17 protein-coding genes and 1 pseudogene are annotated in these 23876 nt (G+C 70.5%); 9 read left to right on the top strand and 9 right to left on the bottom strand.

What is annotated here, in order from left to right; all coding sequences use genetic code 11:
* The first annotated feature begins 128 nt into the window (after positions 1–128).
* Positions 129–431, top strand: coding sequence for a hypothetical protein (locus V5O40_RS07445; RefSeq protein ID WP_332904786.1), 303 nt, complete (start codon positions 129–131; stop codon positions 429–431).
* A gap of 63 nt (positions 432–494) precedes the next feature.
* On the opposite strand, the gene glgB is transcribed toward V5O40_RS07445, so the two are convergent.
* Together glgB and V5O40_RS07435 are read right to left on the bottom strand one after the other, a co-directional pair.
* Entirely contained in the window at positions 495–2597 is a 2103-nt protein-coding gene (gene glgB / locus V5O40_RS07440) for a 1,4-alpha-glucan branching protein GlgB (RefSeq protein WP_332904785.1), read from the bottom strand.
* Positions 2585–4723 carry an alpha-1,4-glucan--maltose-1-phosphate maltosyltransferase gene (locus V5O40_RS07435; protein WP_332904784.1) on the bottom strand — a complete coding sequence of 713 codons (2139 nt, stop codon included), beginning with the start codon at positions 4721–4723 and terminating at the stop codon, positions 2585–2587. Before V5O40_RS07435 ends, glgB begins: the two co-directional genes overlap by 13 nt.
* Before the next feature lie 177 nt (positions 4724–4900).
* On the opposite strand from V5O40_RS07435, the gene V5O40_RS07430 reads away from it, so the two are divergent.
* The 4 genes and pseudogenes from V5O40_RS07430 to V5O40_RS07415 all read left to right on the top strand — a co-directional run bounded on the left by V5O40_RS07430 (position 4901) and on the right by V5O40_RS07415 (position 7136).
* Complete coding sequence (locus V5O40_RS07430; RefSeq protein WP_332904783.1) at positions 4901–5572, top strand: nucleotidyltransferase domain-containing protein; 672 nt, start codon at positions 4901–4903, stop codon at positions 5570–5572.
* Positions 5572–6317 (top strand): annotated as a pseudogene (locus V5O40_RS07425) (nucleotidyltransferase domain-containing protein). The gene V5O40_RS07430 and the pseudogene V5O40_RS07425 overlap by 1 nt, the downstream one beginning before the upstream one ends.
* A 134-nt stretch (positions 6318–6451) precedes the next feature.
* Positions 6452–6691: an AbrB/MazE/SpoVT family DNA-binding domain-containing protein gene (locus tag V5O40_RS07420; protein WP_281561905.1), complete on the top strand. Its 240-nt coding sequence runs from the start codon at positions 6452–6454 to the stop codon at positions 6689–6691.
* Complete coding sequence (locus V5O40_RS07415) at positions 6681–7136, top strand: type II toxin-antitoxin system VapC family toxin (RefSeq protein ID WP_332904782.1); 456 nt, start codon at positions 6681–6683, stop codon at positions 7134–7136. The genes V5O40_RS07420 and V5O40_RS07415 overlap by 11 nt, the downstream gene beginning before the upstream one ends.
* Before the next feature lie 5 nt (positions 7137–7141).
* Here V5O40_RS07415 and glgA read toward each other — a convergent pair whose 3' ends face one another.
* On the bottom strand, positions 7142–8341 hold the full coding sequence (gene glgA / locus V5O40_RS07410) for a glycogen synthase (protein WP_332904781.1): 1200 nt from the start codon (positions 8339–8341) through the stop codon (positions 7142–7144).
* 95 nt (positions 8342–8436) lie between these two features.
* On the opposite strand from glgA, the gene glgC reads away from it, so the two are divergent.
* Positions 8437–9669: a glucose-1-phosphate adenylyltransferase gene (gene glgC / locus V5O40_RS07405; RefSeq protein ID WP_332904780.1), complete on the top strand. Its 1233-nt coding sequence runs from the start codon at positions 8437–8439 to the stop codon at positions 9667–9669.
* 58 nt (positions 9670–9727) lie between these two features.
* Positions 9728–11374, top strand: coding sequence for a phosphoglucomutase (alpha-D-glucose-1,6-bisphosphate-dependent) (pgm, locus tag V5O40_RS07400; RefSeq protein ID WP_332904779.1), 1647 nt, complete (start codon positions 9728–9730; stop codon positions 11372–11374).
* Between the two features lie 18 nt (positions 11375–11392).
* Here pgm and V5O40_RS07395 read toward each other — a convergent pair whose 3' ends face one another.
* From V5O40_RS07395 to V5O40_RS07385, 3 genes are all read right to left on the bottom strand, one after another.
* Positions 11393–12322: an NAD(+)/NADH kinase gene (locus V5O40_RS07395; RefSeq protein WP_332904778.1), complete on the bottom strand. Its 930-nt coding sequence runs from the start codon at positions 12320–12322 to the stop codon at positions 11393–11395.
* A gap of 93 nt (positions 12323–12415) precedes the next feature.
* On the bottom strand, positions 12416–15520 hold the full coding sequence (locus V5O40_RS07390; protein ID WP_332904777.1) for a M14 family metallopeptidase: 3105 nt from the start codon (positions 15518–15520) through the stop codon (positions 12416–12418).
* Positions 15521–15664: 144 nt separating this feature from the next.
* Positions 15665–17542: a polysaccharide biosynthesis protein gene (locus tag V5O40_RS07385; protein ID WP_332904776.1), complete on the bottom strand. Its 1878-nt coding sequence runs from the start codon at positions 17540–17542 to the stop codon at positions 15665–15667.
* Between the two features lie 375 nt (positions 17543–17917).
* Here V5O40_RS07385 and V5O40_RS07380 point away from each other — a divergent pair, with 375 nt between their 5' ends.
* Both V5O40_RS07380 and V5O40_RS07375 read left to right on the top strand, forming a co-directional pair.
* Positions 17918–19192 (top strand): hypothetical protein, encoded by a 1275-nt coding sequence (locus tag V5O40_RS07380; RefSeq protein WP_332904775.1) that lies wholly within the window; start codon positions 17918–17920, stop codon positions 19190–19192.
* Positions 19189–20490 (top strand): MATE family efflux transporter, encoded by a 1302-nt coding sequence (locus V5O40_RS07375; RefSeq protein ID WP_332904774.1) that lies wholly within the window; start codon positions 19189–19191, stop codon positions 20488–20490. The genes V5O40_RS07380 and V5O40_RS07375 overlap by 4 nt, the downstream gene beginning before the upstream one ends.
* Here V5O40_RS07375 and V5O40_RS07370 read toward each other — a convergent pair.
* The 3 genes from V5O40_RS07370 to gmd are packed head-to-tail and all read right to left on the bottom strand — an operon-like array spanning position 20471 to position 23819.
* On the bottom strand, positions 20471–21610 hold the full coding sequence (locus tag V5O40_RS07370) for a DegT/DnrJ/EryC1/StrS family aminotransferase (RefSeq protein WP_332904773.1): 1140 nt from the start codon (positions 21608–21610) through the stop codon (positions 20471–20473). The two genes, V5O40_RS07375 and V5O40_RS07370, sit on opposite strands and share 20 nt — an antisense overlap.
* Positions 21607–22809 (bottom strand): glycosyltransferase, encoded by a 1203-nt coding sequence (locus tag V5O40_RS07365; RefSeq protein WP_332904772.1) that lies wholly within the window; start codon positions 22807–22809, stop codon positions 21607–21609. Before V5O40_RS07365 ends, V5O40_RS07370 begins: the two co-directional genes overlap by 4 nt.
* Positions 22806–23819 (bottom strand): GDP-mannose 4,6-dehydratase, encoded by a 1014-nt coding sequence (gmd, locus tag V5O40_RS07360; protein ID WP_332904771.1) that lies wholly within the window; start codon positions 23817–23819, stop codon positions 22806–22808. Before gmd ends, V5O40_RS07365 begins: the two co-directional genes overlap by 4 nt.
* Positions 23820–23876: the final 57 nt, after the last annotated feature.

Below are 23876 nucleotides of genomic sequence, written 5' to 3'. Positions count from 1 at the left end.
GCTACGGTTTCCGGTCCAGATCTTGGACAGTTTCCGTTCGGCGTGAACGGAAACTGTCCAAGATCTCGCATCCGCCTCTCATCCTCTGAGAGAGAGGTGCCAGGTCGTGGGGAGGTGCGCGCTACCGGGTGAACGCGTCGCCCCTGACCGCGCCGGTTAAAGGCCGCCCAGGCGACCGGCGCGAACATCAGCACCGTCTAAGCCCCGTTGCCCTCTTGTTGGTGGTCGCCGCAGCCGCCGCGCTACTGTTGCCGGAAGCGTTGACAAGCTTCTATAAGGGGACGAAGGCTCCGGCGAGCCCGATCGACCCCGGCGCGCTCGTGGCACTGGGCGAGCAGTGGGCGACGGGCTACTCCACCATCAGGATGCTCAGTCTGCTGGCGCTGATCGCGGTGCTCCTGATAGCCGTCTTCGTGATTCTTGCCGGATAGGCTGACCGAGGGGCGGGATCAAAGGTTCCATCCCGTGACCCTCGCCGCCCTGGCTCCCGCGTGTCAGGCGGGGCGGAGCCAGAGAGCGCCCAGGGGCGGCACGCGCAGCGCCACCGAGGCGGGTTGGCCGTGCCACGGCACGTTCTCGGCGTGCACGGTGCCCAGGTTGCCGACCCCGGAGCCGCCGTAGTGGTGGGCGTCGGTGTTGACCACCTCCGCCCAGGCACCCGCGGCCGGCAACCCGATCCGGTAGTCCTCAAGCGGCAGCGCGGAGAAGTTGGCCACGCAGACCAGCATCGCCCCGTCGGGCGCGATCCGGACGAACGAGATGGTGTTGTTGGCGACGTCGTCACCGGCGAGCCAGCGGAAACCGGCGGGGGAGGTGTCCTGCGCCCACAGGGCGGGGGTGTCCCGGTAGACCCGGTTCAGGTCACCGACGAGGCGTTGCACGCCGGCCCGCGCCGGATCGTGCAACAGGTACCAGTCGAGGCCGCGTTCCTCGCTCCACTCCCGGTCGTCGGCCAGCTCACACCCCATGAACAACAACTGCTTGCCCGGGTGCGCCCACATGTACGCCAGCAGCACCCGGACGTTCGCCAGCCGCTGCCACGTGTCGCCGGGCATCTTGCTCGCCAGCGAGCCCTTGCCGTGCACCACCTCGTCGTGGCTGATCGGCAGCGTGTAGTTCTCGCTCCAGGCGTACGCCAGGGAGAAGGTGAGCTGATGGTGGTGGTGCTGCCGGTAGATCGGATCCTTCGAGGTGTAGAGCAGGGTGTCGTGCATCCAGCCCATGTTCCACTTGAACCCGAAGCCGAGCCCGCCGTCGCTGGTCGCCCGGGTCACCCCCGGCCAGGCGGTGGACTCCTCGGCGATCATCATGGCCCCGGCGTGGTGCTTGTAGACCGTCGCGTTGACCTCCTGCATGAACGCGATGGCTTCCAGGTTCTCCCGGCCGCCGTGCACGTTCGGCGTCCACTGCCCGTCCTGGCGGGAGTAGTCCAGGTAGAGCATCGAGGCGACCGCGTCCACCCGCAATCCGTCGACGTGGAACTCGTCCAGCCAGTAGAGCGCGTTGGCGACCAGGAAGTTGCGTACCTCCCGGCGACCGAAGTCGAAGACGTAGGTGCCCCAGTCGGGATGCTCGCCCCGGCGCGGATCGGAGTGCTCGTAGAGCGGCGTGCCGTCGAACCGCGCGAGGGCCCACTCGTCCTTCGGGAAGTGCGCGGGTACCCAGTCCAGGATCACCCCGATGCCGGCGGCGTGCAGCCGGTCCACCAGGTATCGGAAGTCGTCGGGATCGCCGAACCGGGCGGTCGGGGCGAAGTAGCCGGTCACCTGGTAGCCCCACGAGCCGCCGAACGGGTGCTCCATCACCGGCAGGAACTCCACGTGGGTGAAGCCCAGTTCCACCACGTACGCGGTCAGCTGCTCGGCCAGCTCCCGGTAGCCCAGGCCGGGCCGCCACGAGCCGAGATGCACCTCGTACACGCTCATCGGCTCCTGGTGCGGCTGCCGCCGCGACCGCTGGCTGATCCACTGGGCGTCCGACCACTCGAATGTCGACCGGTGCACCACCGACGCGGTGGCCGGCGGCACCTCCGCGTACGCCGCGAGGGGGTCGGCCTTGTCCCGCCAGTGTCCGTCCGCGCCCAGCACGCGGTACTTGTACCGGCTGCCGGCGGTGGCCCCGGGCACGAAGATCTCCCAGACGCCGGTCGAGCCGAGCGACCGCATCGGCCAGCCGTCGTCGGGTGCCCAGCCGGTGAGGTCACCGACCAGCCGCACGCCCCGGGCGTTGGGCGCCCACACCGCGAACGCCACCCCGCCGTCGAGCACCCGGGCACCGAGCGCCTCCCACAGCCGCTCGTGCCGGCCCTCCGCGATCAGGTGCAGGTCCAGCTCGCCGAGGGTCGGCGGGAATCGGTACGGGTCGTCGTGGCGTACCCCGTCGACGTCGAGCCGGTAGTCGAGCACCTCGCCGGGCACGGTGGCCTCGAAGACGCCGACGTCGTGCACCCGCTTCATCGGGTGCCGTTCCTCGCCGACCAGCACGCTCACGTCGCCCGCGCCCCGGCGCAGGGCGCGGATCACCGTACGCCCGCCGGCCGGGTGCGCGCCGAGCACGGCGTGCGGGTCGTGGATCTCCCCGGAGATCAGCTGGTCCATCGGGTGTCGTCCTTCTGGGCGGGAACGGTCGGTGCGGTGCCGCCCGACAGGTCGGCGGGCACGTTCTCAACGGTCAGGGTGGCCGGCTCGGTGCCGCCCTGACCCGGTGACCCGGCGTCGGCCGGCCGGGACGCGCCCGGCCCGGTCGACGGCGACGCCGCCGCGACCGGGCGCAGGGTGAGCACGTGCGCGGGTTGCAGGTACGGGTCGAGCCGGACCGCGTTGCGCTGCCCCCAGTCGTAGCGGGCACCGGTCAGCTCGTCGTGCACGGTGAACCGGTCGTGCCAGTCCAGGCCCAGCGCCGGCATGTCCAGGGTGGTGTTGCCCCACTGCACGGTGTGCGAGTCGAACGAGCAGATCACCAGCACCGTGTTGCCGGTCTCCGGATCACGTTTGGACCAGCACAGCAGGGCCGGGTTGTCGATGTCGTGGAAGACCAGGTTCCGCAGCCGGCGCAGGGCCGGGTTCTCCAGGCGTACCCGGTTCAGCGTGGTGATGAACGGCGCCAGCGAGCGGCCCCGCGCCTCGGCGCCGGACCAGTCCCGCGGCCGCAGCTGGTACTTCTCGTTGTCGAGGTACTCCTCCGCCCCGGGGCGCGCCACGTGCTCGAACAGCTCGTAGCCGGCGTACATGCCCCAGGAGGGGGAGAGCAACGCGGCCAGCACCGCCCGGATCTTGAACATCGGCGGCCCGCCGTGCTGCAACGAGGCGTGCAGGATGTCCGGCGTGTTGGGCCAGAAGTTCGGCCGCATGTAGTCGGCCGCCGCCACCAGCTCCGTGCAGTACTCGCGCATCTCGGCGGCCGAGGTCCGCCAGGTGAAGTACGTGTACGACTGGGTGAAGCCGACCTTGGCCAGCCCGTGCATCATCGCCGGTCGGGTGAACGCCTCGGCGAGGAAGAGCACGTCCGGGTCGACCCGCTTGACCTCCCAGATCAGCCAGTGCCAGAAGTCGACCGGCTTGGTGTGCGGGTTGTCCACCCGGAAGATCCGCACGCCCGCGCCGACCCAGTGCCGCACCACCCGCAGCACCTCGGCGCGGATGCCCTCCGGGTCGTTGTCGAAGTTCAGGGGGTAGATGTCCTGGTACTTCTTCGGCGGGTTCTCCGCGTACGCGATGCTGCCGTCGGCCCGGGTGGTGAACCACTCCGGGTGCTCGGTCACCCACGGGTGATCCGGCGCGCACTGCAACGCCAGGTCCATCGCCACCTCAAGGCCCGCTTCGGCGGCGGCGGCGACGAAGTCGCGGAAGTCCTCCGGCGTACCCAGATCGGGGTGGATGGCGTCGTGCCCGCCCTCGGCCGCGCCGATCGCCCACGGCGAACCCACGTCGTCCGGGCCGGCGAGCAGGCTGTTGTTCGGGCCCTTGCGGTTGACCCGGCCGATCGGGTGGATCGGCGGCAGGTAGAGCACGTCGAACCCCATCGCCGCGACACCCGGCAGCCGCTCGGTGGCGGTGGCGAAGGTGCCGGAGCGGGCCGGCGCGTCGACGGTCGCCGGGATCGCCCCCTCGGAGCGGGGGAAGAACTCGTACCAGGCGGAGAAGAGGGCCCGCTCGCGGTCCACCCAGAGGCGGTACTCCTCGCCGGTGGTGACCAGCTCCCGCACCGGATGCGCCCAGAGCAGGTCGGCCAGCTCCAACGCCGGACTCACCCGCTGCGGCAGCGGCCGGGCGGTGTCGGCCAGCGCCTTCGCGGCCGTCTTGAGGCGGGCCCGCTCGCCCTTCGGCACCAGCTTGGTGGCGGCGCTCAGCACGCGTACGCCCTCGGCGAGGTCGTTTGCCAGCTCGGCCGGCCCCTGGCCGGCGGCGATCTTCTTGGTGACTGCGTTGTGCCAGGTCAGGTAGGGGTCGCTGAACGCCTCGACGGTGAACTTCCACTCGCCCACCGCGTCCGGCACGATGCTGGCGTGCCACCGGTCCTGGCCGGGTTCACCCGGACGCATCCGGGTGAACGGGCGGGCCACCCCGTCCGGGCCGAGCCACACCACGTTGCAGCCGAGCGCGTCGTGCCCCTCGCGGTAGGCGCGCGCCGACACCGGCACCACCTCGCCGACCACCGCACGGGCCGGGTAACGACCGCAGGAGACGACGGGGGAGACGTCTTCGATCGGGAACCGTCCGCTCACCGCCCCAACCTACTGCCCGAGATCGCTTCGCGCTCGGCTGACAACCGACGAGAACCTTGATCCCGGTCCCTCGCCGGAGGGCCGGTAGCGTGCCTCGATCCATGGCAGTGGAAGTGCCCGACACGCCGAGGCGGAGACAGCAGAACTGCCACAGATCGGGGCGGGTAGCGTGCCGGCATGATCGAACTGGTCGAGCGGCACACGGTGCTGGCCGTCATGGTCGGGTCGCGGGCGTACGGGCTGCACGGCCCGGACTCCGACCACGACCGGCGCGGTGTGTACGTGGCGCCGACCCGTGCCTTCTGGCATCTGGAGAAGCCACCCACCCACCTCGACGGGCCTGCGGCGGAGCAGTTCTCCTGGGAGTTCGAACGCCTCTGCGAGCTGGCACTACAGAGCAACCCGACGGTGCTGGAGGTGCTCTGGTCCCCGCTTGTCGAGACGATCACCGAGGACGGGCGACAGTTGCTGGCCACCCGGCGGGCGTTCCTGTCGCGGCGGGTGGCCCAGACGTACGGCGGCTACGCCCGGGATCAGCTCGACCGGGTGGCGGCCCGCCGCGAGCGTACCGGCGAGACCACCCACAAGCAGGCCATGCACATGATCCGGCTGCTGGTCGCCGGGGTGCACGTCCTGCGCACCGGCGAGATCCTGGTGGACGTGCGGCACCTGCGTGACCGGTTGCTCGCGGTGCGCCGAGGGGAGCTGACCTGGGAGTCGGTCACCGACTGGGCCGAGGACCTGCAAGCGGAACTCGCCGACGCGGCCGCCACCACTACGCTGCCGGAACAACCCGACCGGCATGCCGTGGACCGGCTGCTCACCGCCGTACGGGAAAGGAACCTGTAGTGACAGTCGACGTGCCGGCGTGGGCCGCCGAGGCCGCCCGGGAGCTACCCCGCCCACTGCTGTTCGCCACCGTCAGCGGCGCCACCTGTACGGCTTCGCCTCCGTCGACTCCGACCTGGACCTTCGCGCCGCGCACCTGCTGCCGGCGACGGAGGTCGTCGGGTTGCGCACCGGACCGGACACCTTGCAGCACACCGGCGTACGCGACGGCGTCGAACTGGACGTGGTCAGCCACGATCTGCTGAAGTTCGCCCGGCTGCTGAACAGCCGCAACGGGTACGTGCTGGAACAGGTGTTGTCGCCGTTGGTGGTCGTGACCACCCCGGTGCACGCCGAACTCGTGTCCCTGGCACCGCGACTTGTCACCCGTCACCACGCGCACCACTACCTCGGCTTCGCGGCCACCCAGGAGCGGATGTACGCGCAGACCGGAAAGCTCAAGCCTGCGCTGTACACGTTGCGGGTCCTGCTCACCGGGATCCACCTGATGCGCACCGGCCGCCTGGAGACGGACCTCGGCGTGCTGGGTAAGAGCCTGGCGTACGTGCCGGATCTCATCGCCGCCAAGCGGGAGGCCGAGCACGGGCCACTGCCCCCGGGCACCGCCGAGCGACTCGCCGTCGACGTATCTCGGCTGCGCGCCGACCTGGAGGAGACCAGGAACGCCTCGGCCCTGCCCGACCAACCCGACCTGGCCGCCGTGGACGCCCTGCACGACCTGGTCGTACGCACCCGCCTGGCCTGATCCGCGCCACCGGCCCCTGATCCTTGCTCGCTCAAGCAGCGGTCCGCCCGGGTTGTACGTGCTGTTCGGATGCTCGAAGGACGTATCCGTCGGCTGACACGTATCGTTTGTATTACGTGATACGCGGAGGCGCCATGAGGCTCAACAGCAAGGGGCAGGTCACAATTCCGGCCGCGCTGCGCGCCCGGTACGGGCTGCACGAGGGTGACGAGGTCGACGTGATCGAGGACGGCGGTGCGCTCCGAATCGTCCGGGTGAGCGGCGCGGAGAGTCGAGGGCAGCGCCTGGTGCGGCACATGCGCGGGCGCGGTGGCACGAAGCAGACCGCCGGCATGTCCACCGACGACCTCATGGAGTTGCTGCGTGGGGATTGATCGACTCCGCGCCGTCGCGCACCGGCCCGTCGACTCGGCCACGACCCTGGTCGACACGAACGTGCTGCTCGACATCCTCACCGACGACGCCCGGTGGGCGAACTGGTCCAGCGAGTCACTGGCCGAGGCACGGGACAACGGGGCCCTGGTGATCAACCCCATTGTGTACGCCGAGGTGTCGGTCCGTTTCGACCGCATCGAGGACCTCGACGAGGCGCTGCCGGCTGGTGACTTCCTTCGTGAGGAACTCCCGTATGCGGCCGGCTTCCTCGCGGGCAAGGCGTACGGGAGTTACCGAGCGCAGGGCGGCACCAAGAGGTCGCCGATAGCCGACTTCTACATCGGGGCACATGCGGCCGTGTGCGGATACCGTCTGCTGACCCGCGACGGGACACGCTACCGGACGTACTTCCCGAAGCTGGAGTTGATCAGCCCGGCCGGTTGATCGCCCTACTTGAGCAGGGAGCGGTAGAGGTCGAGGGTGCGGGCGGCGACGGCGTCCCAGGAGAAGTGTTCGACGGCGCGGTGCCGCCCGGCCCGGCCCAGCGCGGCGGCGCGCTCGGGAGCGGCCAGCAGCTCGTTCAGGCGGGCCGCCAGGTCGGCCTCGAAGCGTGCCGGGTCGACGGGTGTGCCGTCGAGGCCGGCCTGGTCGAGCGGGACCAGCAGGCCGGTCTCGCCGTCGGCGACCACCTCGGGGATGCCGCCGGTGGCGGTGGCCACCACCGCCGTCTCGCAGGCCATCGCCTCCAGGTTGACGATGCCCATCGGCTCGTACACCGACGGGCAGACGAAGACGGTGGCGTGGGTGAGCACCTGGATCACCTCGGACTTGGGCAGCATCTCGGCCACCCAGACCACCCCGGAGCGGCTCGCCCGCAGCTCGGCGACCAGACCCTCCACCTCGGCGGCGATCTCCGGGGTGTCCGGCGCGCCGGCCAGCAGCACCAGCTGGGTGTCCGCCGGCAGCTCGCGGGCGGCGCGCAGCAGGTGCGGCAGGCCCTTCTGCCGGGTGATCCGCCCGACGTAGACCACGCTGGGCAGGGCCGGGTCGATGCCGAGTCGCGCCAGCACGTCCGTGCCCGGATCCGGGGCGTACTGCGCGGTGTCGATGCCGTTGTAGATCACGTGCACCCGGTCCGGGTCCACCGACGGGTACGCGGCCAGCACGTCCCGCCGCATCCCCGCGCTGACCGCCACGATCGCGTCGGCCGCCTCGTACGCGGTGCGCTCACACCACGAGGAGAGCGCGTAGCCGCCGCCGAGCTGGTCGGCCTTCCACGGCCGCAGCGGCTCCAGGCTGTGCGCGGTCGCCACGTGCGGCACCCCGTACAGCAGCTTCGCGGTGTGTCCGGCCAGGTTCGCGTACCAGGTGTGGCTGTGCACCACGTCTGCGCCGGCACACCCGGCGGCCATCTCCAGGTCCACGCCCATGGTGCGCAGCGCGGCGTTCGTCCCGGTCAGGGCCGGCGGGTCGGCGTACGCCCGAACTCCCGGCTCGGTACGCGGCGCGCCGAAGCAGTGCACCCGCACGTCGGTGATCCGGCGCAGCTCCCGGGCCAGGTACTCGACGTGCACCCCGGCGCCGCCGTAGACCTCCGGCGGGTACTCCCGGGTCAGCAGGTCCACGCGCAGCCGTGCGGAGTCGGTCATGCCCGGCACCCTAGTGCAGAATCCGGTGCCGCACCCGGCCGCGGAACTGTCCCGTACGAGTGGTGAACCGGCAGCGGTATGGATAGCGTCTGTTCATGGCTGCCAAGGTGCTCGCGATCGTCCTGGCCGGCGGAGAGGGCAAGCGCCTGATGCCGCTGACCACGGACCGGGCCAAGCCGGCCGTCCCGTTCGGCGGGATGTACCGCATGGTCGACTTCGTCCTCTCCAACCTGGCCAACGCCGGCTATCTGAAGATCGTCGTGTTGACCCAGTACAAATCCCACTCCCTCGACCGACACATCACCAAGACCTGGCGGATGTCGACGCTGCTCGGCAACTACGTCACCCCGGTGCCCGCGCAGCAGCGCCGTGGCCCCTGGTGGTTCGCCGGCTCCGCCGACGCGATCTACCAGAGCTTCAACCTGATCTACGACGAGCAGCCCGACTACGTGATCGTCTTCGGCGCCGACCACATCTACCGGATGGACCCCCGGCAGATGGTGGAGGACCACATCGCCTCCGGCGCCGGGGTGACCGTCGCCGGCATCCGGCAGCCGCTGTCGACGGCCGACCAGTTCGGCGTCATCGAGGTCGGCGAGGACGGCCGGCGGATCCGCGCCTTCCGGGAGAAGCCCACCGACGCCGTCGGCCTGCCCGACGCGCCCGACGAGATCTACGCCTCGATGGGCAACTACGTCTTCACCACCCGGGCGCTCATCGACGCGGTCGAACACGACGCCGACGACAAGACCAGCAAGCACGACATGGGCGGCAGCATCATCCCGACGCTCGTCGAGCGCGGCGAGGCGAACGTCTACGACTTCCGCGACAACGAGGTGCCCGGCAGCACCGACCGGGACCGCGGCTACTGGCGCGACGTGGGGACCCTCGACTCGTTCTACGACGCGCACATGGATCTGATCAACGTCCACCCGGTGTTCAACCTCTACAACTTCGACTGGCCGATCTACACCGAGCAGCCGCCGTTCCCGCCGGCCAAGTTCGTGCACCAGTGGGGGGAGCGGGTCGGCCGGGCGGTCGCCTCGATGGTCTCGCCCGGCGCGGTGATCTCCGGCTCGCTCGTGGAGAACTCGGTCGTCTCGCCGAAGGTGAAGGTCCACTCCTGGGCCCACGTGGACGGCTCGGTACTCATGGAAGGTGTCGAGATCGGCCGGCACGCGGTCATCCGCCGGGCCATCCTCGACAAGAACGTCTACGTGCCCGAGGGCGCCGAGATCGGGGTGGACCTGGAACGGGACCGGCAGCGTTACACGGTCTCCGACAACGGCATCGTGGTCATCGGCAAAGGACAGAAGGTGGAGCCGTGAGCGCGAGGAGTGCAGCGCAGCGGAGCCCGGCAGTCGCGAACGAAAGGTCAGTACAGCCTTGAGCAGTCATCCCCGTGCCGGCCAGCCCGCCGAGCCCGCCGACCTGGTCGACGTACCACGGCTGGTGACCGCCTACTACAGCGAGCATCCCGACCCGGCCGACCCGGCGCAGCAGGTCTCCTTCGGCACCTCCGGGCACCGCGGGTCGAGCCTGCGCAACGCCTTCAACTCCGACCACATCCTCGCCGTCACCCAGGCGCTCTGCGACTACCGCCGGGAGCAGGGCGTCGACGGCCCGCTCTTCCTCGGCCGGGACACCCACGCGCTGTCCACCCCGGCGGCGGTCGACGCCCTGGAGGTGCTCGCCGCCAACGACGTCACCGTGCTGCTGGACAGCCGCGACGGCTACACCCCCACCCCGGCGGTGTCGCACGCCATCCTCACCCACAACCGGGGACGCACCGGGGCGCTCGCCGACGGCATCGTGATCACCCCGTCGCACAACCCGCCGGACGACGGCGGGTTCAAGTACAACCCCACCCACGGCGGTCCGGCCGACTCCGACGTCACGAAGTGGATCCAGGACCGCGCGAACGCGATCCTCGCCGCCGGGCTCAAGGAGGTGCGCCGCGTCCCGTACGCGCGGGCCCGCGCCGCCGACACCACCGACACGTACGACTTCCTCGGCCGCTACGTCGACGACCTGCCGGCGGTGCTCGACCTCGACGCGGTCCGCACCGCCGGGGTGCGCGTCGGTGCCGACCCGCTCGGCGGCGCCAGCGTCGACTACTGGGGCGAGATCGCCGACCGGCACCGGCTCGACCTGACCGTGGTCAACCCGACGGTCGACCCGACCTGGCGGTTCATGACCCTCGACGGCGACGGCAAGATCCGGATGGACTGCTCGTCGCCGAACGCGATGGCCTCGCTCATCGCCCGCCGCGCCGAGTACCAGGTGGCCACCGGCAACGACGCCGACGCCGACCGGCACGGCATCGTCACCCCCGACGCCGGGTTGATGAACCCGAACCACTACCTGGCCGTCGCCATCGCCCACCTGTTCCGTACCCGCGGGAACTGGGGCCCGGACGCGGCGGTCGGCAAGACCCTGGTCTCCTCCTCGATGATCGACCGGGTGGCCGCCGACCTCGGCCGACCGCTGCTGGAGGTGCCGGTCGGCTTCAAGTGGTTCGTGCCCGGGCTGCTGGACGGCGCGGTCGGCTTCGGCGGCGAGGAGAGCGCCGGCGCGTCCTTCCTGCGCCGCGACGGCGGCACCTGGACCACCGACAAGGACGGCATCCTGCTCTGCCTGCTCGCCGCCGAGATCATCGGCAGCACCGGACGGACGCCGAGCGAGCACTGGGCCGAGCTGGCCGATCGCTTCGGCGCACCCGCGTACGCCCGCATCGACGCGCCCGCCACCCGGGAGCAGAAGGCCGTGCTCGGCAAGCTCTCCCCGGAGCAGGTACGCGCCACCGAACTGGCCGGCGAACCGATCACCGCCACGCTGACCACCGCACCCGGCAACGGCGCCCCGATCGGCGGGCTGAAGGTGACCACCGAGTCGGGCTGGTTCGCCGCCCGCCCGTCCGGCACCGAGGACGTCTACAAGATCTACGCCGAGTCCTTCCAGGGACCCGAGCACCTGGCTCGGGTGCAGCAGGAGGCCCAGGCCCTGGTCACCGACGTCCTCGACAACGCCTGACCGCATCACACCGGCAGCTCAGCGCGGTGGGGGCTGTTCGCGGCGGCCGAGCTGGCGGCGCAGATTCTCGGGGAGCAACTCGCGGAGCTGCTCCGGCAGCAGCGGCAGGTCGAGCAGGCTCAGCTTGAGCTGACTGCGTTCCTGGTAGCGGGCCGGGTCGAGGCGGACCACCAGGCCCGCGTCGGTGCGGTAGCCGATGTCCACCGCACCGGAGGTCGACCCGTCCCGGATCACCTGGCCGTCCACCTCGATCGCGACCGGGGCGGACCCGGGGCGCAGCTCCAACCGGACCCGTTCGTCGGAGGAGAGCACCACCGATCGCGAGATGCCGGACATCGGCGCGCTCGGGGTGACCACCACGGCGCGCGTCGCGGGGGAGATCAGCGGCCCGCCGGCGGCGTAACTGTAGGCGGTCGACCCGCTGGGGGTGCTCACCACCAGCGCGTCACAGCGGTAGTAGCCGTACTGCTGCTCGTTCACCGCCAGGGTCGCGGTGACGAAGCCCTGACCGGGGCGGCGGATCAGCGCGATGTCGTTGAACGCGACCACGTCGTCGCCGCACACGTCGCAGGCCAGACAGCTGTGCGACTCGACGGTGTACTCGCCGGCCAGCAGCCGGTCCAGCGCCGCCGGCAGCTCCGGCGGCTCCACCTCCACCAGAAACCCCAGCTTGCCGAGATGTACGCCGAGCACCGGCTTCGGGTCCGGTACGGCCGCCCGCAGCGCGCCCAGCATGGTGCCGTCCCCGCCGATGCTGACCAGCAGGTCCGCTCCGGTGGTGAGCTGGTCCTCCGGTACCGGGCGGACCGACTCGGGCACCCGTTGCCGGTCCTGCTCGCGTACCGTCAGCTCCACCTGGTGCCGTTCGGCCCAGGCGGCGATGGTGTCCACCACCGGGGACACGTCCCGGGTGGGGTGCAGCACCAGCCCGAGCCGGATGCGGTCCATACCCACAGCTCATCACAGTCCGCACGCCCGTCATGCCGGTACGCGGCAAGGCGCGCCGGCGGAGTCCCACCGCCGGCGCGCCCTGGACCGCGGTTACCGGCGCGGTCGACCGGTCAGGTGGCTCAGCGACCGGGCGACCAGGTCGTCGCGGGCCGCCGGTGCCAGCCCTTCCAGCCCGAAGCCCAGGTAGACGGTGTCCGGGGTGACCACCGCCGACCCCTCCTCGAACGCCTGCTGACTACGCGACCAGTCGTTGGCCGCCGGGGCGGACCCGGCCGGCGGGCCGGCCACCGTCCAGCCACCGAGGTCCGTCTCGAATGACGTCTCGGCGACGGTGGCTCCGTCGACCACGACCCGGGTGTCGTCGACGAACAGGCCGAGACCCTGGGTGGCCCAGTCGCTGGCGTAGCTGATGGAGACCTCCACCTGCCCGCCCGCGTACCCGGACAGGTCGGCCACGAACTCCTTCCAGCCGTTGGAGCTGCCGGTCGCCGCGTGCCACTGGCCGGTGCTGCCGGTCGGTGAGCAGTCCTCGCCCTGGTAGTGGGCCAGGAACGGGTGCAGTTGAGCCACCCAGCCGGAGGCGCAACTGTCCCCGGTCTCCTGGGTGGTCAGGCCCCCGGCGTCCGGCAGCGTGGTCCAGTCGTCGGTGCCGACCGCACGCGCCTCGACGAACATGAAGTCCCAGTTCGTCTCGATGTCGAACGAGGTGTAGAAGCGCAGCTCACCGCTGCTCGCCCCGGTCAGGTCCACCGTCCGGGTGAGTCGCTTGTACGACTCGTCGGACTGCCCGCTGAACAGGTACCACTCGCCGGTACGCGGATCGAACGGCGCCCCGCCCGGACGCCCCCAGCCCACCGGAGCGGAGCTGGTGAACTGTGGGAACTGGGCCGGCGGCAGGAAACTCGACGTGGTCAGGAACGACGCGGTGTGGTCCTGGTTGCCCGCCGAGCCGTCGGCGTTGAGCGTGCCGGTGAACCCCGCGAACCGGCCCTCCTCGCCGAGGACCGGGTACGGCTGCCCGTCGGGCGACGTGCCGCCGTCGCTGACGTAGTTGTACGCCCCCAGCCAGTACTGCTGGAAGTCGTTCAGCAGCGGCAGGCAGGTCGGATCGTCGGCGTCGGTGCACTCCGGCGGGGCGTCCGGCAGGTAGCCGTACGATCCGTTGGCCGCCTGGGCGTAGAGCGCGTACTTGCCGCTGACCAGCAGGTTGCCGCCCTCGTTGAGGTAGTCCCGGACGGACAGCTCGATGTCCACCGCCGCCTTCGCCACGGTGCCCGGCACCTGACCCGGCTCGCGCAGGATGATGTCGTCGCCGGTCTCCCAGACCACCGCGTCGTAGTGCGACAGCACCCCCAGGTGGTGCGGGGCGGTACGCCCCATCGCGTCGAAGTCGTACACGTCGCTGCTGCGCCCGGCCGCCGTCAGCGAGGCGGTGATCTCGTCGGCGTACTTCGCCGTGGTGGTGTCCTGGGCCGGGCTCAGCCCGGTCACGTCCTCCACCGCCAGCACCAGCACGTCCCCGCCGATGTCGTCGTGCACCCGGTAGCTGAAGCGTTCGCTGCTGACCTTGCCCCGGCCCGGTCTGGTCGCGGTGAACCACACCTGCACCCGGTCGCCGGGCCGGGCACCGGTGACCTTGCCGCGCAGCTCGGCGTAGTAGTCGTCGTGGGTGTCGCCGTAGCGTTCACCGCCGCGCCACTCGCGGACCCGGGTGGACTTCGTCCGGCCCCCGTTTATCGACCAGTTCAGCTTGACGTTCTTCAACGAGCGGCGGGTGATCGCGGCGACGTGCTGGGTCCGGCCGTACGACACGTCGAAGGCGTCCACCACGAAGTCCGGGGTGCTGCGGCCGACCACCGAGACCGGGTCGTCCGGCTGGTGGGCCGACTTCGCCACCGACAGCGCGAACGGGATGTTCTTGGCCACCTCGGCGGCGATCAGCTTCTCGTCGTCGGGGAAGATGAAGCCGCTGACGCAGTCCTCCGGCAGCCACTGGTCGTCCGGGTCCGACTCGGCCGCCGCCTGGCAGGTGGACATCTCCGGAGTGAAGCCCAGCGTGCCGTAGCGCACCGTGGCGTGGCTGTCCGTGTCGCCGTTCGTGGTGTACAGCTCGGCCGAGATGTCCGGGTCGTAGCCGGGCACCGCCGGGTTGGCGTCGTCGCCGACCATCGCCTCGTAGATCACGTCGTCCGGGGTGGGCGTGGCCACCTGCCAGCCGACGCCGTAGAGCAGCAACTGGGCAGCCGAGTGGTAGTTGACGAAGAACTCGAACCTGATCCGCTTGAACAGGCCGTCGAGCGCCTTCGTCTCCGGCTCCGAGTTCGGACCGGGACCGCGATAGGTGTCACTGGCCGGATCCGGCGAGGAACCCTCGTTGTCGTAGCCCCACTTGTAGCTGAAGTTACGGTTCAGGTCGACGCCGTCGGCCCCGGTGATCTGGCCGTCGCCGTTGTTGTCGCGCAGGTTCTTGCGCCACAGCCGGTTGCCGGGCGTGAAGGTGTGGTCGTAGCCGTCCGGGTTGAGCACCGGAATGAACCACAGCTCGGTGGTGTCCACCAACCGGGTGATCTCCCGGTCGGAGCCGTAGCTGGTCAGCACGTGGTGCATCAACCGGCGGGTCATCTCCGGCGTGATCCACTCCCGGGCGTGCTGGGTGCCGCCGTAGAGCACCGCCGGCCGCTTGCCGTCCCTGGTCTTCGTCGCGTTCTTGGTGACCTTGATCGCGAGGATCGGCTTGCCCTGGGCCGACCGACCGATGCTCTGCACCTTCGTCAGCTTCGGATAGCGGGCCGCGGTAGCGGTGATCTCGTCGCGGATGCCGCCGGGTTCGCTGTACGACCGGAAGGCCCGCCAGCCCGCCGCGCTCTGCTCCCGCAGCACCCGCGAGGCGTCCTTGCCGCGTACCTTCTTGACCTTCAGATCGACGCCCTTGCGGGCCAGCCGGTCGGCCTGCGCCCGGCTGAGTACCGTCTCGATCTCCGTCTTACCGGACTGGTCGGGCGTTGTGCCGTGCCCGACGTCGACACCGGCCTCCCGCAACTGGTGCAACTGCGCGGGATCGACCGTGCCGACATACACCTCCATGCCGTCGCCGCCGCCCGGGTCGGACGGCGGCCGTGCGCTCGCCGGTGCGGTCAGCACCAGCGCACCGACCAGAGTGAACACGCCGGCGATCGCCAGCGGTGTGCGCCTCATCCTGCCCCCTCGATCGAAGGACTACTGGGCGCGAGCCTCGCCGGGTGTGCGATAGGTGTCAATAGATAGATCATCCTGATGTCGTCAGACGGTCGGACCGCCGGTCCGTTCTCTGGCCGGAAAGGGCCGGCGGTGCGGCCGTGGTCAACGGGCGAGCGGTATCCCCGCCTTCTGGTTGACCGTCGTGCCGGGAAGGATGCCGCAGAGGCGGGCGAGCTGGTCGATGACCTTGGCGGGCTCGTCGAACGGGTCCAGTCCGCTGACCTCGAAGGGGTCCAGAACGGGGACCTTGACGTGCGAGATCAGTGGGTGCAGCGGCCGGTGGTCGGACTCGCCGCGACCCAGCAGGTCCTCGTGCAGCTTCTCGCCGGGCCGCAGCCCGGTGTAGATGATCTCGACAGGACTGGCCGCCTGTTCGACCATCCGGCGCGCGATGTCGTCTATGCGTACCGGTTCGCCCATGTCCAGCACCAGGGCCTCACCGTCCCGGCCGATGTTCGCCGCCTGCAGGACCAGGTGCACGGCCTCCTGCACCGTCATCAGGTACCGGGTCACGTCGGGGTGGGTGACGGTCAGCGGCTGCCCGGCCTCGATCTGTCGTTGGAAGGCGGTCACCACCGATCCCCGGCTGCTCAGCACGTTGCCGAACCGGACACTGAGGAAGGTGCCCGGGTAGGCGGCCGCGGCATGTGCGGTCAACATCTCCGTGATGCGTTTCGAGTAGCCGAGCACGCTGATCGGGTCGGCCGCCTTGTCGGTGGAGATGTTGACGAAGCGCGCCACGTCGCGGCAGGCGTCCAGAACGGTGAGCGTTCCCCAGACATTGGTCTTGACCGCCTCGCCGGGGTGGCGTTCCAGCAGCGTCAGGTGCTTCAACGCGGCGGCGTGAAAGACGATCTCGGGGCGACGTTCCCGCATGATGCGCCGGACGCGTTCGTCATCACGCAGGTCGGCGAGGATCAGTTCGGGACCGTCCAACAAGGCGCGGCCGGTCAGCGACATCTGCAGGCCGTGCAACGCCGACTCGTCGCGATCCAGCATCATCAGCTCACCGGGGTTGGCCCGCATGATCTGGCGGCACAACTCCGAGCCGATGGAGCCACCGGCGCCGGTGACCAGCACCCGCCGATTGGTGAGTCCGTTGTCGTCCAGGGTCAGATCGTCAGTGACCTGGCGCCGGCCAAGCAGGTCACTGATCTGTACGTCGCGTACGTCCCGGACGGTGATGCGGTGGTCCACCAGTTCCCGTACCGGTGGAAGGATCTTGAATGCGGCGCCGGTACGGAGGGTGGCCTCCCGGATCTCCCGGATCAACATGGCGTCGGCATTCGCCACCGAGAAGATCAGCGCGGTCGCCCCGGTCCGGTTGACCGCGTCGGCGAGGTCGTGCCGACCGCCGAGGACCGGAACACCGGCGATACGCAGGTCCCGCTTGTCCGGGTCGTCGTCAAGCGCGCCGACCGGCAGGTAGCGGCCCTTGGGATCGCTGAGCATCGCGCGTACGAGCCCCTGGCCGGCCTCGCCCAACCCGAAGAGCAGCACCGGAGTCGCCGAACGGGCATCCGGGCGCATCGCCCGGTCCCGTCGGTGCCGGTGCAGGAGACGGAAGCTGAGCATCAGCAGCAGGGCCAGGGCCCCGCCCACCACGGGAGTGCTGGCGGGTACCGGACGCTGGCTGAGCGCCAGCAGGGCGACCAGGACCGCGGCCGCCGTCGTGGCCGTGGTGCCCGCGAGGCCACGGACCTCCTCCAGGCTACCGAGTGGCTGTCGGCCGGAGTGGATCCGTCGCAGGGCGCTGACCCCGATGTGCAGCACGGCGGCCGCGACACCGAGGACCACCGCGTTCGTCGTCTGTTCCGCGGTGAGAACCTGCTCGTACCTCGCCCACCCGGCGACCGTGAACCCGCCGACCCAGGCGAGGGTGTCGGCGCCGAGGAAAATTGCGGTACGACGCCTGCTCACCCTAGCGCGTCCCGGGGATGGCGAATTCGTCGGCTCGGCGCGCTGAATTTCAGGTGGCATGTACGGCTCCCCTGTCCTGTTCGTGGCCGAGGGTGACCTACGGCAGGTCAAGGGCCACGCACGTCCCCTAACTACTTAGCGGAACAGGAGGACTCGGATTTTGTTTTTCACGTTTTTGGATCCGCTCGATCGGCTCCGGTATCCGCATCCGGGAAAGGCTCGCATTTCTGTTTCGAGCGGAATTCGGATCTGTCCTGGAGGCGGTGCGTACCGGGGCGACCGCGGCCGCCCCCCCGGAACGCCTGCTCCTGTTGGTGCCGATTTTCCCGTCGAGGCGTTTCGCCAGTGTGCGTCGCTCGTTGCCCATGAGGCGGGCGACGACGACGAGGGGGGCAAACCGATGGTCAGCTCCTGGGTCCTGCTCTCGGGGGCGGCGTGATCGAGGAGCGGGTCGGCCCGTCGGCGTGGACTTCTCCTTCGCGTGGTGGGCGGGAACTGATCGGTCGGCTGCTGCGCTGCTATCCGGTCACCGCCTTCGTCCTCGTCCCCTATGCGATCTTCATCCTGCCGATGGCGGCGTTCCACGAGAACCCGCAGACCGGATTCATCGTGTCGCTGGTCGGGCTCGCCGTGCTCGGCAGCGCCTCGGTGGAGACGGTCGGTCTGCTGTTCGGTCGTCCGGCCCCGCGCTGGCGCGAGGGCATCTCGCGATCCTGCGTCCGTTACCCGCACATCTACCCGGTGGCTCGGCTGGTCGCCATCACCAGCGTCCTGGCCAATCTGCTCGGTGCCTACCTCGGCCGGGGCACGATCACCGCCCAGGTGGCCGGGGATCTGCCCAGCACCCCGCTCGCCGCGCTGACCACGCTCTTCACCGGCTGGGGTGCGATCGGCTTCGCGTTGCTTGTCGCCAGTCACCTCAGCGGGCGCCTGTCGAAGGCGAAGTTGTACGGCTGGCTCGCCGTGCTGGTCGCCGCGCAGGTGCTGGTCGTCGCGCTGACCGCCGTCACGGCGCCGCTGTTCGCCCTCGTGTTCTTCGTGGCCGGCGCCGGGGCGCTCTGCGGGATCTTCCGCATGCGGAACCTGGCCGCCTGCGCGGTGGTGCTGTTCCTCGCCTGGCCGGCCACCTTCGAGTACCGCAACGCCCTGCGGGAGGAGCGGGGCATCGCGGTGGACAGCCACATCAGCGCCGCCGACCGGCTGCGGGTGGACAGCCAGCTCACCGTCGTGGCGGACATCGAGGTACCGGTCGACCTCGGCCAGCCGGGGCCCGCGGACTACCTGCGGTACGGGCTGGTTCCCCGGCTGCTGGATCCGGACCGGCCCGCCATCTCCACCGGCCAGCAGATCAACCAGTTTCTCGGCGGCGGTCCCACCTCGGCCTACACATTTCTGCTGCTCGGCAACATCTGGTTCTTCAACGGCGCGATCGGTGTGGTGGTCGTGCACGCCTTCTGGGCCGCCGTGGCGGCGGTGCTGCTGCGCTGGCGGGGTGTTCCGGGGCCGGGCCGCCTGATCCTGTTCTGCCTGGTGCTGTCCGGACCCCTGCTCTGGTCGAACACCTACCCCGACTCCTCGATCGGCTTCCTTCAACACGTGACCTCGGGAATCCCCGTCTTCGTGCTGTTGTGGCTGACGCGAGTGAGCTTCCGGACCGAGCCGCGACACGCCGCGGGCCGCGGGCGTGGGGTGGCGGGTACGGTGCGGTGACGGCACCGGCCGACCGACGCGAGCGCGTCGCGACGATCCCGCGTCCGCGCCGGCGGGCACTGTTCGCCCTGCTCGTCGTGGGGCTGTCCGGTCTCGGGAACTTCCTCGTGGCGGTCACCGTGGCCCGGCTGGAATCGGCCAGTGGCCTGGGTCAGTTCGCCCTGGCGTTCTCGTTCTACGTACTCGGTTCCGGGCTGGCGCGCAGCATGGTGACCGACACGGTGCTGGCGGCAGGAGACGGGGCGGCGTCAGCCGCCGGCCGAGTGAGCCTGCTCGGCGTGGCCGGCGGCATCCTGCTCTGCGGCGTCGGGCTGGCCCACGACCTCGGGTACCTGACGCTCGCCGGTCTCGCGCTACCCGGACTGGTGATCTACGACTACACCAAGGCGATCGCCGTCGGCATCGGTGCACCCAGGGCGGCGTTGAGCCAGGAGGCGGCCTGGGCGGTGCTCACCGTGGTCGTCGTGGTACCCGGCCTGCTACGCCTCGTCGACGCGCCTGTCGTCTTCGGAGTCTGGGCGCTCGGGGGAGCGGCCATCGGCGTTGTGGTCGCGACGCGACGTCGGTACGCGGTGCTGCCGGCGTGGCGGGCCGGGCGGGACGAAACCAGAGTCGCCGCGGGTTTCGGCGCGCAGTTCCTGCTGACCACCGGGTCGGCGCAGCTCGCCCTGACAGGGGTGGCCGCCTTCGCCGGTACCGCTGTGGTCGGGGCGCTCAGTGCCGGACGGACCCTGCTGGGGCCGGCGAACCTGGTGCACTCGACGGCGGCGACCCTCATGGTGCCGCACCTCGCCCGAACCCGGGCGGAGTCCCGTTCGGTCCGGACCCGGGCCGCCGGCCGGATCGTGCTGCTCGTCGTCGCCGGACTGCTGCCGATGACCGTGGCCGTGGCCCTGCTGCCCGATTCGATCGGGACGACGTTGCTCGGGGCGAACTGGACGCTGGCCCGCGAGTTGTTGCCGCTGCTCGCGCTGGAGAGCCTGCTCGCCGTGCCGGCCGCCGTCGGCTTCGCTGGGCTGCGGATCGAGCGGGCGAGCCGGCGGGCGGTCACCCTCGGACTGGTGCTGGGGGTGCTTCGCGTCCCCGTGGTGGTGGCCGGGGCGGTCCTGTTCGGAGCCACCGGAGCGGCCGGCGCGCTTGTGGTGCTCGCCCTGGTCAGCGCCGTCGCCTGGGCAGGCAGCTACCTGCTGCTCCTGGGCGCGGGCACCAGGACGGCTCCGCCCCGCGGTCCCGCCGACCCGGTAACCGCGACGACGGCCCAGCCTCGGCGGGGCCGCGTCACGGCGCGGCGCGGCTGACGGTGGCCAGCACCCCACGGAGGCGTTCGACGACTGTCTTGACCCCGGGATCGTCCAGGTCCGCGTAGGTGGGCAGGTTGATGCCCCGGCGGCTGAGGTCCCGAGCCACCGGGACGACCGCTGCGGGATCGTGGTGCGCGGGCAGCTCGGAGACGGGCACGAAGAAGGGGCGGGTCTCCACGCCCACCCGGTCGAGGGCGCGGGCCAGCGCGTCGCGGAGGAACTCGTCGCCCTCCGGGCCGACCAGGAACGAGGCCATCCACGGTGCCCGCCGTACCCCCGCCGCGACCGGCTGCGGCGTCAGCAGAGCCTCGTCGGCCAACTCCTGTTCGTACCGTGCGATCACCCGCCGGCGCCGGGCGATGATGTCGTCGGCCCTGTCGAGCTGGGCGCAGAGCAGCGCGGCACCCAGGTTCGTCAGCCGGTAGTTGTAGCCCAGTACGGGGAAGTGGTACCGCCGTTGCGGATCCATGCCCTGGTTGCGCAGCAACCGCATCCGGTCGGCCAGCGCCGTGTCGCAGGTGGTCACGCAGCCACCCTCGCCGGAGGTGATCACCTTGTTGCCGAAGAAGGAAAAGGTGGTGGCGTCGGCCAACGAGCCGGTGGGGCGGTCGTCGAGGGTGGCGCCGAACGACTCCGCCGCGTCGGCCACCAGGAGCAGCCCGTGTTGGCGGCAGAGCTGGCGCAGTGCGGGGTAGTCGGCCGGATGACCGTACAGGTCGACGGCGATGACGGCCCGGGTGCGCGGTCCGATCGCGGCGCGTACCGCCTCGGGGTCGACGCACCAGGTCTGCGCCGACACGTCGACGCAGACGGCGCGGGCACCGCAGTACGCGACGGCGTTGGCGGTGGCCACGTAGGTCAGCGCGGGAACGATCACCTCGTCGCCCGGTCCGATGCCGGCGGCGGCGAGCACCAGGTGCAGGGCGACCGTACCGTTGCTGGTGGCCAGCGCCACGTCGGTGGCGCAGCGCCGGGCGAAGCGTTCCTCGAAGTCGCGCAGGTACGGCCCCTGGGACGAGACCCAGCCGCTTCGCAGCGCGTCGAGCACGTATCGCTCCTCCAACTCGGAGAGGCTCGGCCGGGCGACCGGATAGGTCTCGTCCATGCTGATCGTCACGCTTCCTGGTCGGCGAGGGTGGCGGCGAACGCGGATCGTGGTACCGGATCGGATCCGCCCTGCGCTGCCCATCGCAGCACGTCGAGATAGTCGCGGCCGGTGGCGGCCCAGGTGCGGCCGGCCAGGCGCTCGTTCGCGCGGCGCGCGGCGGCGGCATAGTGTTCGCGGTCGTCGAGCAGCCGCCGTACCGCGTCAGCCAGGGACCGTGGTTCCCGGGCCCGGAAGACGGTTGCCTCGGCCCGGGTGAACTCCAGCTGGGCCCGCAGCGGCTCGACGTCGGCGCAGGCCACGGGCAGTCCCCAGCTGAACGCCTCGAGCATCGCGCCGCTCGCCGCCTCCCACAGCGAAGGCACCACCACGGCGTCCGCCCGGGCGTAGAGGGCGTTCAGTTCGTCGAGGCTGACGAAACCCGGGAACGACACCCGTCCACGCAGGTCGGGCCGGGCTGCCCGGGCGAGCAGCCGACTCGCCTCGGGCTCGACGAGCGGCCCTGGGCAGATCAGCCGGCAGCCCGGCAGCAGCACCATCGCCTCCAGCAGGGTCATGTGGTTCTTGTGTTCCGCGGTGGAGGAGGGGTAGACAAGCAGCCCCGGCTCGGGACGCGCGTGCGCGCGTTCCGGTGCCGGCTGGAACGTCGGTGTCGGGATGAGTACGGTCCGCTCGGCGGCCTCGGGGAAAAGCCGCAACGCTTCTCGGTACGGGTGCGGCCAGGTGACCACGATCGCCGACGCGCGGGCGACGTTCTCCCGGATCACCGCGGCATATCCGGGCGAGTGGAAGTCGGCGCCGAAATGACGCAGGTCGTGCAGGACGACGACGGACGCGCCCCGGCCGATCGGGGCGCTGTGGACCGGGTGAAGCGTCGCGTCCGTCTCGGCGTGCCGCACGACGGAGCGCTGCCGGACGGCGTTGACGGCCGTGCGTACGACGACGGAGTTGCGCAGCCGTGCCGGTGTCCACCGGCGCAGTACCTGGCCGGTGGGGTTGTCGGAGCGTAGCGGCTGAGCCACCTCGGTCCAGGTGATCCGGGGGCTGGGCACCTGGCTCCGCCACTGGTCCAGCGTGCCGCGCAGGACGTTCACCCGAAGGTCGCAGTCGTTGTCGACAGCGGCCATGCCGGTGAGCAGGCCGTAGGTGAAGGCTTCGAGTCCGGCGGCGTGGCCGGGGCGGATCGGCGAGGCTTCGACGGCGACCCTCACCGGTCCACCCGGACCAGTCGTCCCATCCGCTCGTCCTCGAGTAGTTGCCGATCGGCGTCGACCATGACCCGGACCAGGTCGCTGAAGAGGGTCTTGGGTGCCCAGCCGAGGGCTCGCCGTGCCTTCGTGTAGTCGCCGATGAGGGCGTCCACCTCGGCCGGACGAAGGTACGCGGGATCGGTCGCGACGTACTGCCGCCAGTCCAGCCCGACGTGGCCGAAGGCCGCCTCGACGAACTCGCGTACCGTGTGGCCCTCGCCGGTGGCGATCACGTAGTCGTCCGGGTGGTCCTGCTGCAGGGCCAACCACATCGCCTCGACGTACTCCGGTGCGTAGCCCCAGTCCCGTACCGCGTCGAGGTTGCCCAGGTAGAGCTTGTCCTGGATGCCGGCCTCGATCCGGGCCACCGCCCGGGTGATCTTGCGGGTGACGAAGTTCTCGCCGCGACGCGGGCTCTCGTGGTTGAACAGGATGCCGTTGACGCAGAACATGTCCCACGACTCGCGGTAGTTCACCGCCGACCAGAAGGCGTAGACCTTCGCGCACGCGTACGGGCTGCGTGGATGGAACGGCGTCTCCTCGCGCTGCGGAGGTGGGCTGGAGCCGAACATCTCCGACGAGGACGCCTGGTAGAACCGGCAGCCGACGTCGGCCGCCCGGGCCGCCTCCAGCATGCGCAGCGCGCCGACTCCGGTGACGTCCGCGGTGTAGCCGGGGATGTCGAAGGAGACCCGGACGTGGGACTGCGCACCGAGGTTGTATATCTCGTCGGGCTGGATGTCCCGGATCAGCGCGGTCAGCGAGGCCGGATCGGACAGGTCACTGTAGTGCAGGAACAGGCGGGCGTCGCGGCTTCGTGGGTGGACGTCGACGTGATCGATCCGTTCGGTGTTGAACGAGGACGACCGACGTTTGATGCCGTGCACCGTGTATCCCTTGTCGAGCAGGAATTCCGACAGGTAACTGCCGTCCTGACCGGTGATGCCGGATACGAGCGCCACTCGCGACATGGATTTCCCTCTCCTGCTGCGTACATTCTTGTGCACGTTCCTTATATCTGATCCGGG

Origin of the sequence: Micromonospora palythoicola (assembly GCF_036689795.1) — a bacterium.
GTDB classification, from domain to species: Bacteria; Actinomycetota; Actinomycetes; order Mycobacteriales; family Micromonosporaceae; genus Micromonospora; species Micromonospora palythoicola.
The sequence above is the reverse complement of the archived record's forward strand: the minus strand, read 5'-3'. Positions and strand labels throughout refer to the sequence as shown.

Coding starts and splice junctions, on each gene's coding strand:
- glgB (WP_332904785.1), bottom strand. CDS start 2,597: ATGGACCAGCTGATCTCCGGGGAGATCCACGACCCGCACGCCGTGCTC.
- V5O40_RS07430 (WP_332904783.1), top strand. CDS start 4,901: ATGATCGAACTGGTCGAGCGGCACACGGTGCTGGCCGTCATGGTCGGG.
- V5O40_RS07420 (WP_281561905.1), top strand. CDS start 6,452: ATGAGGCTCAACAGCAAGGGGCAGGTCACAATTCCGGCCGCGCTGCGC.
- glgA (WP_332904781.1), bottom strand. CDS start 8,341: ATGACCGACTCCGCACGGCTGCGCGTGGACCTGCTGACCCGGGAGTAC.
- glgC (WP_332904780.1), top strand. CDS start 8,437: ATGGCTGCCAAGGTGCTCGCGATCGTCCTGGCCGGCGGAGAGGGCAAG.
- V5O40_RS07395 (WP_332904778.1), bottom strand. CDS start 12,322: ATGGACCGCATCCGGCTCGGGCTGGTGCTGCACCCCACCCGGGACGTG.
- V5O40_RS07390 (WP_332904777.1), bottom strand. CDS start 15,520: ATGAGGCGCACACCGCTGGCGATCGCCGGCGTGTTCACTCTGGTCGGT.
- V5O40_RS07385 (WP_332904776.1), bottom strand. CDS start 17,542: ATGCCACCTGAAATTCAGCGCGCCGAGCCGACGAATTCGCCATCCCCG.
- gmd (WP_332904771.1), bottom strand. CDS start 23,819: ATGTCGCGAGTGGCGCTCGTATCCGGCATCACCGGTCAGGACGGCAGT.